We start from the raw sequence: 13,466 nt of genomic DNA on the forward strand, positions 1-13,466 counted from the left end.
GCCTAGGCGTGCTCTTCGATGTACCGCTTCGCGTTGACGCGGCGGGCGATCTTGCCGGCGGAGGAGCGGGTGATGCCGTTCGGCGGGTAAAACTCGATCACGTCCGGGCTGATGCCGTGCTTGGTGGTCACGGCGGCACGGATGGTGTCCTCGGCGGCCTTGTCGCCGTCCTCGGAAGCGTCGTCCGCACGCTCCACCAGCAGGATCAAGCGCTCCACCTCATCGCCCGGCACGGAGAACGCCGCCACGGAATCCGCGCGGACGTGGTCGGAGGACTCCATGACCGTGGCCTCGATGTCCTGCGGGTAATGGTTGCGCCCGGCGATAACCACCAGGTCCTTCAGACGGCCGGTGATGTAGAGGTGACCGCCCAGAATCGTGCCCAGGTCTCCGGTTGCCATCCAGCCGTCCTGCGGCAGGTTCTCCTGGATGGTCTCGCCGATGGTGTTGTGGAAGGTCTCCTGCGTCTCCTCTTCGCGGTCCAGGTAGCCGCCGGCCTTGTTCTTGCCGTGGATCCACATCTCGCCGATGCTGCCCTCCGGCAGCTCGTCCTTCGTCTCTGGGTCCACGATGGCGAAGTGCATCCACTTGACCGGCTGGCCGTTGGAGGCGAACGCCACGCCGTCCTCCTTGGCCACCTCCACGGCCTTGCCTTCGGCAAGCTGCTCGCGGTCGAAGTACGCGAACTTGGGGCGGTCCTCCGTCTGCGGCGTGGCCACGATCAAGGTCGCCTCCGCCAGGCCGTAGGAGGGCCGCAGCACGTCGCGGGTCAGGCCGGACGGCGCAAAGGCATCGAGAAAGGTCTCCACAGAGGACTCCGTCACCGGCTCGGAGCCGCAAAGGATGGCTTCGACGCGGGAGAAGTCATATTCGCTCGGGTCCTCCGGCGTGCCGTAGCGCGCCGCCAGTTCCAGCGCGAAGTTCGGCACCGCGGTGTAGATGTGCATGTCCTCCGGGTCGTCCTCGCGGCGGTTCAGGCGGTCCAGCCAGCGCTTCGGCTGCTGGATGAAGTCGCGCGGAGAGAAGATTTCGAACTCGTTGCCCAGGATCATCAGCAGCGTTGCCAGGATGATGCCCATGTCGTGGTGCAGCGGCAGCCAGGACGGGATGCGCATCGGCTGCTTCACGCCAATGCCGGTGTAGATCTGCAGCACGTTGGTCACAATGGACTCATTAGTCAGTACCACGCCCGCCGGGTTGCGGGTGGAGCCGGAGGTGTACTGCAGGAACGATGTGTTCTGGGACGTGTCGGTGCCCGGCGCAACCTCGATCGGTTGCCAAGAATCCGCCAGCGAATCCGGCAGGGAGTCCACCGCCAGGATGCGCGGGCGTTCCGCGGCCGGCACCTCGGCGAAGTAGTTGCGCACGGCGGGGGCGCCCTGCTTGTTGGTCAGCACCGTCTTCGCGCCGGAATCACCAAGCACTGCGCGCAGGTGGTGCTCGTGCCCCGGCTCGTTCGGGTCATAGAGCGGGATGGGCACCTGGCCCGCGTAGAGCGCACCCATGAAGCCGAAGATGTACTCCGGCGAGTTGCCGGCCAGGATGGCCACGCGATCCCCCGGGTTGCCCACCTGCGCGAGGCGGGCGGCGATCGCCTTGAAGCGGGTATTTGCTTCTCGACGGCTGCATTCAACCGTCTCCCCGTCCACATCCGTGGAGTAGTCCCAGAACCGGATGTTCACGTTGTCGGCCTGGCCCGCCTGCACGGCGGCACCGTAGAGCATCTCCGACAGGGCGGGGATGGTGAAGTTCGGCGGCAGCACAACATTGCCCTGCTCATCCAGGAATTTTTGGATGATCACTTCAAGATCCATGGGTCTCCTTCGAGAGATAGTTTTGTTCTACAAAGCATCGATTGTAGAGCGTGCCCAGTCCACAGTCCATTGCGACGCTGTGGTTCCCGGGATGACGTCCGGGTTCGTGGCGTAGAGCGCATGGTTGCCGTTGGCCAGCAAAAGGTCTGCGGCGCGGTCGATCGCGTTGCCCACCGCCAGCGGCGCGTCGCACACCGTGTCATTCGGCGCGCAGATTTCAAAGGCACGGTCCGCCACCTCGCCGAACCCGCCGGGGCGCGGCCCCGTCATGGTCGCACCCGGCGTGGCCAGATCCACCACCCGCTGCAGCGGCAGCATGGTGATCTCCGCGCCTTGGCCGGTCAGCTCCACGCCCGGGTTCACACCCACGCCGTTCTCGCGGCGCCCGTCCGCAATCATCACCGCACCCAACAGGCGCTCCGGATCAATCGGGCCCTGGCGGGTACCAATCTGGTTTGCCACATCCCCCACAATCACCGCGCCCTGGGAGAACCCGGCGATGATGAACTTGGTTCGCGGGCACAGGTTGGCCACGAACCCCAGCTCACCCTTCAGTTTTGCCGTGCCTTCCGCACGCGAATCGTCGTACGTCATCTCCGCACGCCCGCGCTCCGTCTGGATGTTGCGGAACTGTGCGGTATACGGGACGGTGAACACGCGCACGTGGTCGATGCCGTACATCTCCTCGATCGGGCGCGTGATGGACAGCATGAAGCTTGCCGAGTTGGCCTGCGGATTGAACGGGTCATCTTCCGGCGAGGATTCCCACGTGCCCGGCACCGAGACAAACTCCACCGCCGGACACCATTCCGGCTCGGTCGGCGTGGTCGGTTCCGGCTGCGCCTGGGTCTGCGTCTCCGTATTCAGGGGTCCTGGACCGGGATCCGGGCCCGGGCCGGAGCGCCACTGATAGATGCCCAGGCCGATCAGCGCCAGGACAATCAGCACCGCCGCGACAACAAAGACGTTGCGGGTGCCGGAGCGAGACGCGCGGGATGAACGTGGGGTGCGCTCAGTGCGCATGAGGCAACGCCTCCTAGCAGAGGTTGGCGCGCGCGGTGTCCGTCAGCAGCTCAGCGAGCGCGGCCGGATCCATGTCGGTCCGACGCTGCTCCACCAGCTGACCCGCCACCGCGTCGCGGGTGATCACATCGTTCGAGCACACGCTAAAGCCCGTCGCTGTGAGTTGGTCCTCAACACCCTCCACGTTCAGACCGTGTTCCCTGAGGTCCTCCAGGAAAGCCTCCTCCGCCGGAGTAAACGCTGTGGCCTGGTTAGGGATCGTTTCCACCTCGCGGGCCGGACGGTCGCCGTCCGCAGGCGGCAGGGCCGCACCACCGGAGGCGCGGGGGCTGCTCGACGTCGCCGTTTCCGTCGTGGTGGCGGTGGCCGTGCTCGAGGTTGCCGTGGTGGTCGTCGGAGTCACCGTTGCGCCATCGCCGTCCACAGTCGCGGAACCCCCGCAGGCGGTGAGGCCGAGAAAAGCGAACGTCGATACGCACAGCGCCCCAAGAACGCGGCGCATTAGCGCTTCTCCTCCACCACGACGCCGTTGACCTGCTTCAGGCGGCCGTTCTGGAAGTCAATGGTCAGGCCGCCAGCCGGGATCGGCTCCAGGTCCGTGACCGGCCAGCCAAGCTTGCCCTGCTCCCAGCCGTGCTTGCCCCACTCATCGAAGATCGCGCCGTACTGAATTGCCTGCGCACCAGTTGCCGGGGACCAGTAGATGTTGCCCTTCTCAAACTTCTGGAAGAAGCCGCCGCGGACCGCGATCTCGTTGCTCTTCGGGTAACCGAGCTGGGACGTTGCCGCGCCGAGCTTGCCGTACTTCTCCCCGATCGCGCCGATGACCACGTAGTGGGAATCATCCGGGTTGCGGGTGAGGTAGCCGCCCTGGAAGCGCTGGACAAAGCCCTCGCCAACCTTGGTGGCCTCTGCAACCGGGTAGCCCAGCTTGCCGGTCTCATACCCGTGCTGGCCCCACTCCTTCACCATGTCGCCCGGGATGGCGTACGCGCCAGTCTCCGGGGTCCAGTAAATGGAGCCGTTCTGGAAGTGCACGAAGCGGCCCTTGCCGTCCGGGGTCTTCGTCTCACCCGTGAGCGGGAAGCCCAGCCAGCCCTGCGCGCCGTTGAGCGCGGAGTACTTGGCCAGGATCGCGCCGAACAGCGCGTGCGCGCCAGTCTCCGGGGACCAGAAGGCGGTGCCGCCGCGGAAGTCCTGGGCGCGGCCGACGCCGTTGTTGCCCACCGGGTACTCATCGTTCACGCAGGTGCCGATGATGCCGGACTGCGTGGTCTCCGCGATCGCGCCGATGGCGGTGCAGGCGGCGCCGCGATCCCCTTCCGGCACGCTGAGGGCGTTGGCGATGTATGGCCACGCCTGCGCCATCTCGAACTGCCAGTACTCCCAGGAGTGCACGCCGGACGGGCGGAAGCGCACGATCGGCTTCACCGAGGTGCGGCTGGCGTAATCCACAAACGTCTGGGTGGACAGGCGGGAAATGACCTCGAGGCCCTTGCCGGCCGGGTTCGCCGCGCCCTTGGCAGTGGAGTCCGCGGTGCCGAAATCATCGCGGCCGGAACCTGCGGAGACGTACACCGTCTTGCCGGCAAGGTTCTCAATGCCCGTCTTCGGGTCGTGGTCAATCCAGTCCTGGGAGCCCGGAGGGCCCCACATCGCGTCCGTGTCAAAACCTCCCGCATCCAGCTGCGCGGCCTTGATGGCGGCCGGCATGCCGGTGGTGGTGGTGTCCAGGTAGCCGGAGAAGGAGCCGACGAAGTCGAACAGGTGTGGGTTGCGCTCCGCCAGGTTGACCGCGGCGGTGCCGCCCATGGAAATGCCCACCACGGCGCGGCGGCCGTTGGAACGGAACTCATTGTTCAGGATGGGCACGAGTTCCTTGGTCAGGAACGTCTCCCACTTGTAGTTCTTGCCGTTGTTCGGGCGCTGCCAGTCCGCGTAGAAGGAGGACTCGCCGCCGACCGGCAGGATCACGTTGACGTTCTTGTCCGCGTAGAACTGCTCGATGTTGGTCTCGATGGTCCAGCCGTTTTCGTCGTCACGCGCGCGCAGGCCGTCCAGCGCCCAGACCTCCGGGAACTTAGCTGCCTTGTTGGAGTGCCAGTCGCGCGCCAAGAGGATCTGCACCTGCATTAGCTGCTCCGGCATTGCCACGGACTTGATGAACACTGCTACACGACGGTTGCCCAGCCACTCAATGCGGTCCACCGACACGCCTTCCGGCAGGTTCGGGATCTCCGGGTTGCGCTCCACGTCGATCGGGGTGCGCACCGGCGGGTCCGACGGGCGGATGCCATCAGAGATGCCCCGGTTGGAGCTGTTGGAGGACAGCTGGGACGACAGGTCCTGGGCGTGAGCCGTGGTGGTAACGGCCGGGAGCAGCGACAGCGCCATCGCCGCTGCTGCGGGGAGGGCGAGGGCACGGGTGGCCTGCTTGGAGAATCGTGGTGCGCGCATGGAAGTCAGCCTCATCACTCTCGGTCGGGAAACTTTTGGGGGCGGGAGTACCCAAAAGGTTAAGTTTCACTTGAGACTTTACATGGCGACACGCCGGTGAGACACAAACAGTCACACCAGTCACACGCGAACTGGGGTTACCAGGCGTTCATGACATCTAGAATGCGAGGCTTGGTCGCCTCGAGCTGGGAGCCGAACTGATCCCAGTTGTGCAGGCCAGTCGGGGTGAATACCGCAGTGTGCTGCACACCCGTCACCGTGGCCTTGGTTGCCCAGAGTTTGGTGGTGAAGTTTGCCACCCGCTCCAGCGCAATGCCGGCAGCGCGGTGCTCCGGCAAGTACTTCTCATCCGCCGGGCCCGGGATGCCGCTGCCAGCGGAGACGTACACATCACGGCCGCGGAGGTTGCCCATGTTCAGGAACGGGTCATTCTCATAGCGGCGCGGGTTGAGCACGGAGCCCCACATGGCGTTGAGGTTGTACAAGCCGCCGTCGAGAAGCGCGACGCGCAAGCCCGTCTGCGCACCCGGGATGGTGGTGGTGAGGTAGCCGGAGTAGGACAGGACCTGGCGGAACTGGTCCGGGTGCAGCGCGGCGAGGTTGATCGCGGCGGTGCCGCCCATGGACAGACCGAGGATGGAGTTGTTCCAGCGCGCCACGCCGAAGTGCTGCTCCAAGTAGACCGGCAGCTCCTTGGTTAGGAAGGTGTCCCACTTGTAGGTGACGGGGTTGTGGAAGTCATACGTCGCCGGCGCGTTCCAGTCGGTGTAGAAGGAGGACTCTCCGCCCACCGGCATCACTAGGGTGATGTTGTGGTCCACAAACGTGGCGGCCGCGTTGACGTCGCTCAGCCAGGCGTTGGTGGTGTTCAGCGCGCGCAGGCCGTCCAGCATGTACAGGCCGGCATTGCCGCCGCGCTGCGCGGGCTGAATCTGCACCGGGATGTTGCGGTTCATGGCCGGGGACCAGACATCGCAGCGCTGGACCCACCAGCCCACCGGGTCCCACTCGCACAACCCGGTCGCGTCCGGGCGCAGCCAGTCGCGGTTCGCCGCCTGGGCCTGAGGGGCGGCGACCATGCCGCCGAGCAGGGTGAAGAAGGCGACGATAAGGGCCATCAGGCTACGACGCTTGGACACTGCAGACATGAAAACCCCTAGGCGCTCTAAGAAAACACGAATGTTATCGCAACGTTAGCAACAGCGGGAGTGTCGGGCCAGTCGCGTTGAGAATCATCGGGTAGCGCGGGAAGTGTCGCGGTAGGACGACGGATCGTCGTCAAGCTGGAGTGTGCGCCCCGGGCCGAGAGCGTAGCGGATGTTGGCGAAGAAGCGCTCCCGGCTCATCGGCTCACGCGAGGTTGCAAGCAGCTCTGCGATCTCCCCGGAGTGCAGGGCCTTGCGCGCCTGCCTGGTCGCGCGCACATCGAACCAGTCCGGCAGCGAGTCCAGGTCCACGGACGTGTCCGCCACTTGCCATTCCTCCGGCAGCTGCTTGTCGTGGCCCACGCGCCCGTCCGGGTCGCGCGGCATACGTGCAGCCAGCGGGGTGGCCAGGCCAACGGTATCCAGCACGCGCACGTCCAGCGGCGCGTTCATGCTGGTCATGCCCAGGTTGATCCAGTACGCGGTGAGCGGGATATCAGTCTCACCTGCGGTGTTGGGCCGGGAAGTATCAGTGAGGCGCGGGCGGACGTACCAGTCGAACAGCTCCTCATCCTCCATGTCCAGCCCGATGGCAATCTGGGCGGCGTTTTCCTCCTGCGCGTCCTCCAAGGTCTCCGCAAAGTGGCGCATCATCGGCATCGCCCGGAAATCCTCCGCGTACTGCGGCGGGTTGCCGCGCTCGCGGCCCAGCGCAACCGTCCAAAAATCGCGCTCGTCCACAATGCCCAGGTCGCCGCTTTCGTACTTGTAATCCTGCGCGTCCACCGGGTTGGAACGCACCACGATCACCGTCGCCCACACCACAACCACCGTGGCCAGCGCGGCCAACGCGCGGCTGTACGGCACCGCCATCACCGGCAGCAGCAGCGCGAATAGCGGCAGCAGCAGCATGCGGCCGTGCATGAAGTCCCCGCCCACGCGCAGCACGTACAGGATGTGCGCGATGGCGCAGGCCGCGACCAAGAGCACGATTGCTATACGACGTCCCCTAATCCCGCGCGCCAGCCACACCCCAACCGCGACGGCGATAACCACCGGCAGCCACAGCGCGTAGTAGCCGGCGAAATCCACCATGTATTCCCAGCCCTGCGCCCACTGGGAATCTGCGGCGGATTTGGCCACAGCGGTGTGCGGGGTGAGTAGGCCGTAGTAGCCCATGCGGAAGATTTGGTACGCGGCCGGCACGGGAAGCGCGGCGGCGAGGATGCCCGGCGTCTTACGAGGCGAATACGCGATGAGCATGATGCCGGTCACGCCGCCGTAGAGCGCGAACTCCGGGCGCACCAGCCAGGACAAGCCGCACCAGAACGCCAGCAGATACCCCGCGGAGGGCACGGCGCGGCGCGCTGGCGTAGCCCATTCCGTCAGCAGCGCCCACCACGCCGCCAGCCAAAACAGGGCGAGCCCCCACTCCAGGCCGGACGTGGCAAAATCCCGCGCCGGCGGGAGTGCGAAGTAGATGATGATGCCGAACGGGATGACGGGGCACGCGCGCCGCAGGGCGTGCTGCCAGAACACGCCGGCAGAGTACGTGGCTAGCGCCGCGCCGAGCACAGTGAAGGTGAGGGCGAGGGCTGTTGCAATGTCCTCCAGCCGACCGTCCGTAATCCAAGCAACGGCGGTGATCAGGTACTGCCACAGCGTGGAGGTGTTCGCCTCCACGCGCTCGCCGATGTTGAACACCGGGCCGTTGCCGGCCAAGAGGTTGCGCACGGTGCGCAGGACAATCAGGCCGTCATCCGACATCCAGCGGCGCGTCCAACCACCCCAGAATGCGAAAACGCCCGCGATCACCGTGGCTACGGCGAGTGAGGCGCGGGCGTGGCGTTGCATTGTGGGGAGTTTACTTTGTTGACGGCTGCGAGGAACTACCAGCCCATCGCCGGGGCGACGTAGACCGCCATGACGATGCAGAAGATCCAGGCGAGGGCGAGCAGCTGCAGGACGCGGTCCTCCAGCGCGATCTCGTCCGGAGCGCCGCCGCGGCCGCCGTCCACCTCAGCCGCGTAGCGCAGGATGGCGATGACAAACGGCACCATGGAGATCTGGTACCAGATGGCGGCGGCACCCGTGACCTCCGCGGAGAGTTCGAAGCCCCACAGTGCGTAGCAGAGCACCACGGCGGTGGCGGACAGCGTCCACACAAAACGCAGGTACGTGGGAGTGTAACCTTCCAGCGCCTTGCGGATCTTGGCTCCGGTTTCCTGCGCCAGAATGAGTTCCGCGTAGCGCTTGCCGGAGGCCATGAAGAGGGAACCGAACGCGGCGACCAGCAGGAACCACTGGGACAGGACGATGCCGGCTGCCACACCGCCGGCCATGGTGCGCAGCATGAAGCCGGAGGACACCAGCGCGATATCGATCACGGGGATGTGCTTCCAACCGAAGCAGTAGCCCAGCTGCAGCAAGATATAGATGCCAATGACCATTGCCAGTGCGGAGCCATCCGTCGCAAGGAACGACAACCCAATGGCCAGCGCGATCAGGATCGCGGCCATGGCGTAGGCCAGGTTGATCGGCAGCATGCCAGAGGCGATCGGGCGGTAACGCTTGGTGGGGTGCTGGCGGTCCGACTCCACATCGCGCGCATCATTGATCAGATAGATCGAGGAGGCGCCGAAGCAGAACACAATGAACGCGATTGCGATGTCCACCAGCGTGCGGCCGGTGAACGCGTCCAAGCCGGCCGCGAGCGGGGCGGCCAAAACCAGGACGTTCTTCACCCACTGCTTCGGGCGCAGGCCCTTGATCATCGCGTCCGGCAGGTTCTTCGGCGGGTTCTTCTTCCGCTGGTAGTCCACGCCTTCAGTGTGCGGCTCCGGCTTCAGAAACGGCTCATGCTCCGGGTGCCGGTCATGGTTTCGCGCCGCGTCTCCGATTTGTCCAGCGCCGGCTGCGTGTCCTGCGTGTACTGGCTCGCTCACCTAGATCCGCCTTTCCGCCTTGATGACACCTTGTGCCACGGCTGCGCCGAGCGCGGCACCGGCCAGGGTGTCAGTGGGGTAATGCACGCCGAGCACGTTACGCGAAAGCATCATCACCGGCACGAGAGCAAACGGCCACTTGGAGCCTGTGATGTCCGCCAAGTGCACCGCGGCGGCACCGGTGTTGGTGGCGTGCGAGGACGGGAAAGACAGCTTGGAGGGCGTTTTCACGCCAATGGTGATGCGCGCATCGTGCGGGCGGGGGCGGCGCACAATGCGCTTCAGCACCACGCTCACCGCGTGGGCCGTGAACGTGCCCACGCCAAGCGCAATCCACTTCCGGCGACGCTTTTCATCCACCGCGGCACCAGCCGCAGCCACGGCCATCCAGCCCAAGTCGTGCTCGCCGAAGTGGCTCAAACCCCGGGCAACCTTGGCCACGGCGGGCGAATACGCCACCTCCTGCAACTCAACCAGGAGGTCTGCTTCTTTACTGCTCATCGAAGATCTTCCCCCAGTTCTCGTGGCTGGTCAGCTCCGGCATCGCAGCGCGGTAGGTCTCGCGCAACTGCGGCCAGTGCTCCTTGATCTCGGCGTGGAGCTTCTTGGTTTGCTCCAAGAGATCGTCCGCAAGCGCCTTGTCCCGCTTGCGGAAGGCAACGCCGGTGCCGCCCGCGGTGGAGACCGTCGCGGAATCCACGCGCGCAAGGGTGAACCAGCGGGCCTCATCCGCCGTGAGGTTGAGCTGCGGCGCGTCCCAGTGCGCGCGGTCCTCCGCCTTGCGCTGGTGCAACAGCGCCTTCGCCGCCCACGGCAGCTTCTTGATCTTGGCCAGGCGGCCGCCGATGTTGCGGGTGGGCACGCCCGGCGCGCCGGTGGGCGCCGGCAGGTCCGCTGCGGAATCCACCACCTGCGCGTCCGTGTAGTCCTTGCGGATTGCCTGCACCTTCGGAAGCGCGGATTCCAGGATGTCGAAGAGCTGGTCCGGCCCCTTCAGGAAGTCCTGCATCGCCTCCACTTGGATGGCCATAGTGGAGTACTCCATGCACATGATGTGCTTGTGGGTGGACTTCATCATGTTGCGCAGCATGGCCTCCGGGTTCTCCGGGCCGTACAGCGAGGCGACGATGAGGCGGTTGCGCATGTGGAAGTACGCCTGCCAGTCAATCGCGTCGTCCTTGTCCGCCCAGGCCATGTGCCAAATGGCAACACCCGGCCAGGTGACGGTGGGGAAACCGGCAGCCTTGGAGCGCAGCGCGTACTCGTTGTCGTCCCACTTAATAAATAGCGGCAGCGGCAGGCCCATGCGCTCCGCAACAACGCGCGGGAAGAGGTTCATCCACCAGCCGTTGTAGTCCACGTCGATGCGGCGGTGCAGGGCACGCGACGTGGTCTTGCGCGGGTCCATCTGCTCTTCCTTGGTGCCCACGTAGCCCAGCGGGTATTTGGCAAAGTCATGGTCGTACACCGCGTGTTCCGCCGCGCGGAACATGAAGATGTCCTTGTCCACGGCCTCGCCGGTGGTGCGCAGCTGGGAGCGATCCTGCAGGTTGAGCATCTGCCCGCCCACCAGGATCGGCTGCTTGGCGTAGCGCGCCGCCTGCACCGCACGGACGATGGAGTCCGGCTCAATCGCAATGTCGTCGTCCATGTACAGGATGAACGGGGCGTCCGTGTTATTCAGTGCCTCATACATAATGCGGCTGTAACCGCCGGAGCCGCCGAGGTTGCCCTGCGGGAAGATCCGCAGCTTGCCGCCCAGCGCGGCCTCCGCTTCCGCAAAATCAGGCTCGTCCGCCGGGTGCTGGTTTCCCTGGTCCGGCATGAGGACATTGCTTATCGACGACAGCACTTCCCCATCTTCAGCCAACGCATGCAACGCGTTGACGGCGTCGCGCGGACGGTTGAAGGTGGGAATGCCAACGGCCACCTGCTTGGGCTGGGGCGGTACAACTGTTCCGTCGTCAAGCACCTGCTCCTTCGGCTCCTGCGGGGAGCACCACGCGGCGCGGGAGATGCGGGCGTCCGTCTCCGCGGTGATGTCGAACCAGAGCCAGCCGCCGTCCTCGAAATTGCGCAGCTCCAGCGGGATCTCGATGTGCTGGTCGCGCGCCTCGAAGTTGCCCACGGCGATGCGGGTGCCGTCGTGCTTCGAGCGGTAGACCGAGATAGTGGCGGTGCCCTCCACATCCATCGCCAAGATCACGCGGTCCAGCTGGGACCATCGGCGCCAGTAGCTGGCGGGGAAGGCGTTGAAGTACGTCTCGAAGCTGACCTCGTTTCCCGCGGGCACCGTGAAGCTGGTGCGGTCCGCCCAGGTCAGGCGCTGCTTATTGAACTCGGGCTCGATGAGGTAGAGCATGCGCACATCGTGCGGCTCGCCCTTCTTCGGCATGAGCACACGCGCGAGAACGTCGACTGCGATAGGTGTATCCACAGCTCTTTAGGGTAACTGCTGCGTTATGGATTCCTGTTCCGGCTCGCGGGCGGGGCGGGTCGGGATGGGGTCGCGGTTCGTACTGTCTAACTGGAGAAGAGGAGGCGCAGGCCCTCGCGGAGATCGGCCAGAATGCGCTCGGCCTCGGATTCTGGGACACGCAGGTTGTCCAGCGTCAAACCGTTGATCAACGCCGTAACGAGTCGCGCCACCTCAACTGCTCGTCATTGCCAAGCGCCGCGACCACACTGTTCTGAAAATCCTCGAGGACCTCGGTGTAAAGCTTCGTGATCCATTCTCGGGTGGCCGAAGCTGAGCCGTACGTTACCCAGATCGCGGCGTCTTCGGACCGCACGCCGCCGATGGGGAGGAGCTCTGCGAGCCTGGCCACCCAGGTCTCGAGCACGCTGTCCTTTTCGGGGACAGCTTCGACACGCCTCTCTTGCCGCTGGATGGAGCGTATGAATGCGTGCGCAAGCAGGGTGTCTTTGTTCGGGGCGTGGTACTGCACCGAGCCGGCGGCGAACCCGGATTCTTTCGCTACCTCCCGCACGCTCACGGCGTCGAGGCCGCGCGACGCAATGATGCGGATGGTCGCATCGGCGATGGTCGCGGCAGATTCCGAGAACTGGTGGTCAAGAGAATAGTCGTTCATGGTTGCACACCAGTCTAGTTTCTCGTACGTTCGTAAGGCGTAATACGTTCGTACGAGAGAATCGGAGCGACCTATAGGTTCGGTCATCCCCGTTATCGGCTTAGCGCTGCTCGACAGCCTGAGCCTGGGCACCCTTGTCATTCCCCTTGCACTCATCGTCCATTGGCGCAGCGTCCGCGTACCGGCGCTGACCGCGTACCTGGTCACGGTTGCCGGGGTGTACTTCGTTCTTGGGCTTGGACTACTCCTCGGTTTTGCGGGCCTGGGCACTGCGCTAGACCGGCTCACGAAGACTGATGTCTTCCCGTGGATCACGTTGATATTGGGCGCGGCCCTCGCCATCTTCGGCATCTTCAGCCCTAACCCCAAAAAGCCCGAACCCGGGCAGCTGCCGAAACGGGCAGCTGGAGCGACAAACAGCGTGCCGAGCATGGTGGCCATCGGCCTCGGAGCCTCCCTCACTGAGGCGGCGACCATGCTCCCCTACCTCGCCGCAATGGGCATCATCGGCAGTTGGGACATCCCGACCGCGGCGAAGGTGGGAGCTGTTGGCATGTACTGCCTCATCATGATCGCACCCACGATCATTCTGGCCACCCTGGCACTCGTCTTCGGGCAGCGGTTCTTCCCGAAGCTCGAGCGCATCATCCCCCGCCTCGAGTACGAGGCGAAAGTGACGCTTCTCTGGATCGCCGCCATCGTCGGCATCTACATGGTGGCAAACAGCGTGGCGACGATCCGCGGCGACCTCCCCGCCTCGTAGTGAGGACTGTTTTCGCGCGGCGGCTGCAGTGCGCTCGCCCCCCCGGGGCCGTTACGGTAGCTACCCCTCACCTGCTCGAGGGGAAATCCTCTAACGCATTGAAAACCGTATACATATGGCTACCCCTCACACCGAGACCACTCGCGAACCGCTCGCCCCGACGGGGGTTGCTTGCCCGACAGCAGCGCCGTGTCGTATGCTAGTTCCGTTAGCTTAGGCACACCTAA

12 protein-coding genes are annotated in these 13,466 nt (G+C 65.1%); 1 reads left to right on the forward strand and 11 read right to left on the reverse strand.

Annotated features, from left to right (window positions below; translation table 11 throughout):
* Nucleotides 1-2: 2 nt before the first annotated feature.
* The 11 genes from JZY91_RS10150 to JZY91_RS10195 form a co-directional block, all read right to left on the reverse strand.
* Nucleotides 3-1,814, reverse strand: a complete 1,812-nt coding sequence (locus JZY91_RS10150; protein WP_234947747.1) for a FadD32-like long-chain-fatty-acid--AMP ligase — start codon at nt 1,812-1,814, stop codon at nt 3-5.
* A gap of 27 nt (nt 1,815-1,841) precedes the next feature.
* Nucleotides 1,842-2,837 (reverse strand): cutinase family protein, encoded by a 996-nt coding sequence (locus JZY91_RS10155; RefSeq protein WP_234947748.1) that lies wholly within the window; start codon nt 2,835-2,837, stop codon nt 1,842-1,844.
* 13 nt (nt 2,838-2,850) lie between these two features.
* Nucleotides 2,851-3,339 carry a hypothetical protein gene (locus JZY91_RS10160; protein WP_234947749.1) on the reverse strand — a complete coding sequence of 163 codons (489 nt, stop codon included), beginning with the start codon at nt 3,337-3,339 and terminating at the stop codon, nt 2,851-2,853.
* Nucleotides 3,339-5,294 (reverse strand): alpha/beta hydrolase-fold protein, encoded by a 1,956-nt coding sequence (locus tag JZY91_RS10165; protein WP_234947750.1) that lies wholly within the window; start codon nt 5,292-5,294, stop codon nt 3,339-3,341. Before JZY91_RS10165 ends, JZY91_RS10160 begins: the two co-directional genes overlap by 1 nt.
* A gap of 137 nt (nt 5,295-5,431) precedes the next feature.
* A complete protein-coding gene (locus tag JZY91_RS10170; RefSeq protein WP_234947751.1) occupies nt 5,432-6,442 on the reverse strand; it encodes an alpha/beta hydrolase family protein in 1,011 nt (336 codons plus the stop codon).
* Nucleotides 6,443-6,526: 84 nt separating this feature from the next.
* A complete protein-coding gene (locus tag JZY91_RS10175) occupies nt 6,527-8,293 on the reverse strand; it encodes a hypothetical protein (protein WP_234947752.1) in 1,767 nt (588 codons plus the stop codon).
* Between the two features lie 35 nt (nt 8,294-8,328).
* Nucleotides 8,329-9,339 carry a decaprenyl-phosphate phosphoribosyltransferase gene (locus tag JZY91_RS10180; protein WP_370639292.1) on the reverse strand — a complete coding sequence of 337 codons (1,011 nt, stop codon included), beginning with the start codon at nt 9,337-9,339 and terminating at the stop codon, nt 8,329-8,331.
* 45 nt (nt 9,340-9,384) lie between these two features.
* Nucleotides 9,385-9,885, reverse strand: coding sequence for a phosphatase PAP2 family protein (locus JZY91_RS10185; RefSeq protein ID WP_234947753.1), 501 nt, complete (start codon nt 9,883-9,885; stop codon nt 9,385-9,387).
* Nucleotides 9,875-11,821, reverse strand: a complete 1,947-nt coding sequence (locus tag JZY91_RS10190) for a glycosyltransferase (protein ID WP_370639221.1) — start codon at nt 11,819-11,821, stop codon at nt 9,875-9,877. Before JZY91_RS10190 ends, JZY91_RS10185 begins: the two co-directional genes overlap by 11 nt.
* 86 nt (nt 11,822-11,907) lie before the next feature.
* The gene (locus tag JZY91_RS11735; protein WP_255695744.1) at nt 11,908-12,033 is read right to left on the reverse strand and encodes a hypothetical protein; all 126 of its coding nucleotides are present in this window, start codon (nt 12,031-12,033) and stop codon (nt 11,908-11,910) included.
* Nucleotides 12,009-12,476: a TetR/AcrR family transcriptional regulator gene (locus tag JZY91_RS10195; protein WP_234947754.1), complete on the reverse strand. Its 468-nt coding sequence runs from the start codon at nt 12,474-12,476 to the stop codon at nt 12,009-12,011. Before JZY91_RS10195 ends, JZY91_RS11735 begins: the two co-directional genes overlap by 25 nt.
* Nucleotides 12,477-12,570: 94 nt before the next feature.
* On the opposite strand from JZY91_RS10195, the gene JZY91_RS10200 reads away from it, so the two are divergent.
* The gene (locus JZY91_RS10200) at nt 12,571-13,239 is read left to right on the forward strand and encodes a GAP family protein (protein ID WP_370639293.1); all 669 of its coding nucleotides are present in this window, start codon (nt 12,571-12,573) and stop codon (nt 13,237-13,239) included.
* Nucleotides 13,240-13,466: the final 227 nt, after the last annotated feature.

It is taken from the genome of Corynebacterium sp. CNCTC7651 (genome assembly GCF_021496665.1).
GTDB lineage: Bacteria > Actinomycetota > Actinomycetes > Mycobacteriales > Mycobacteriaceae > Corynebacterium.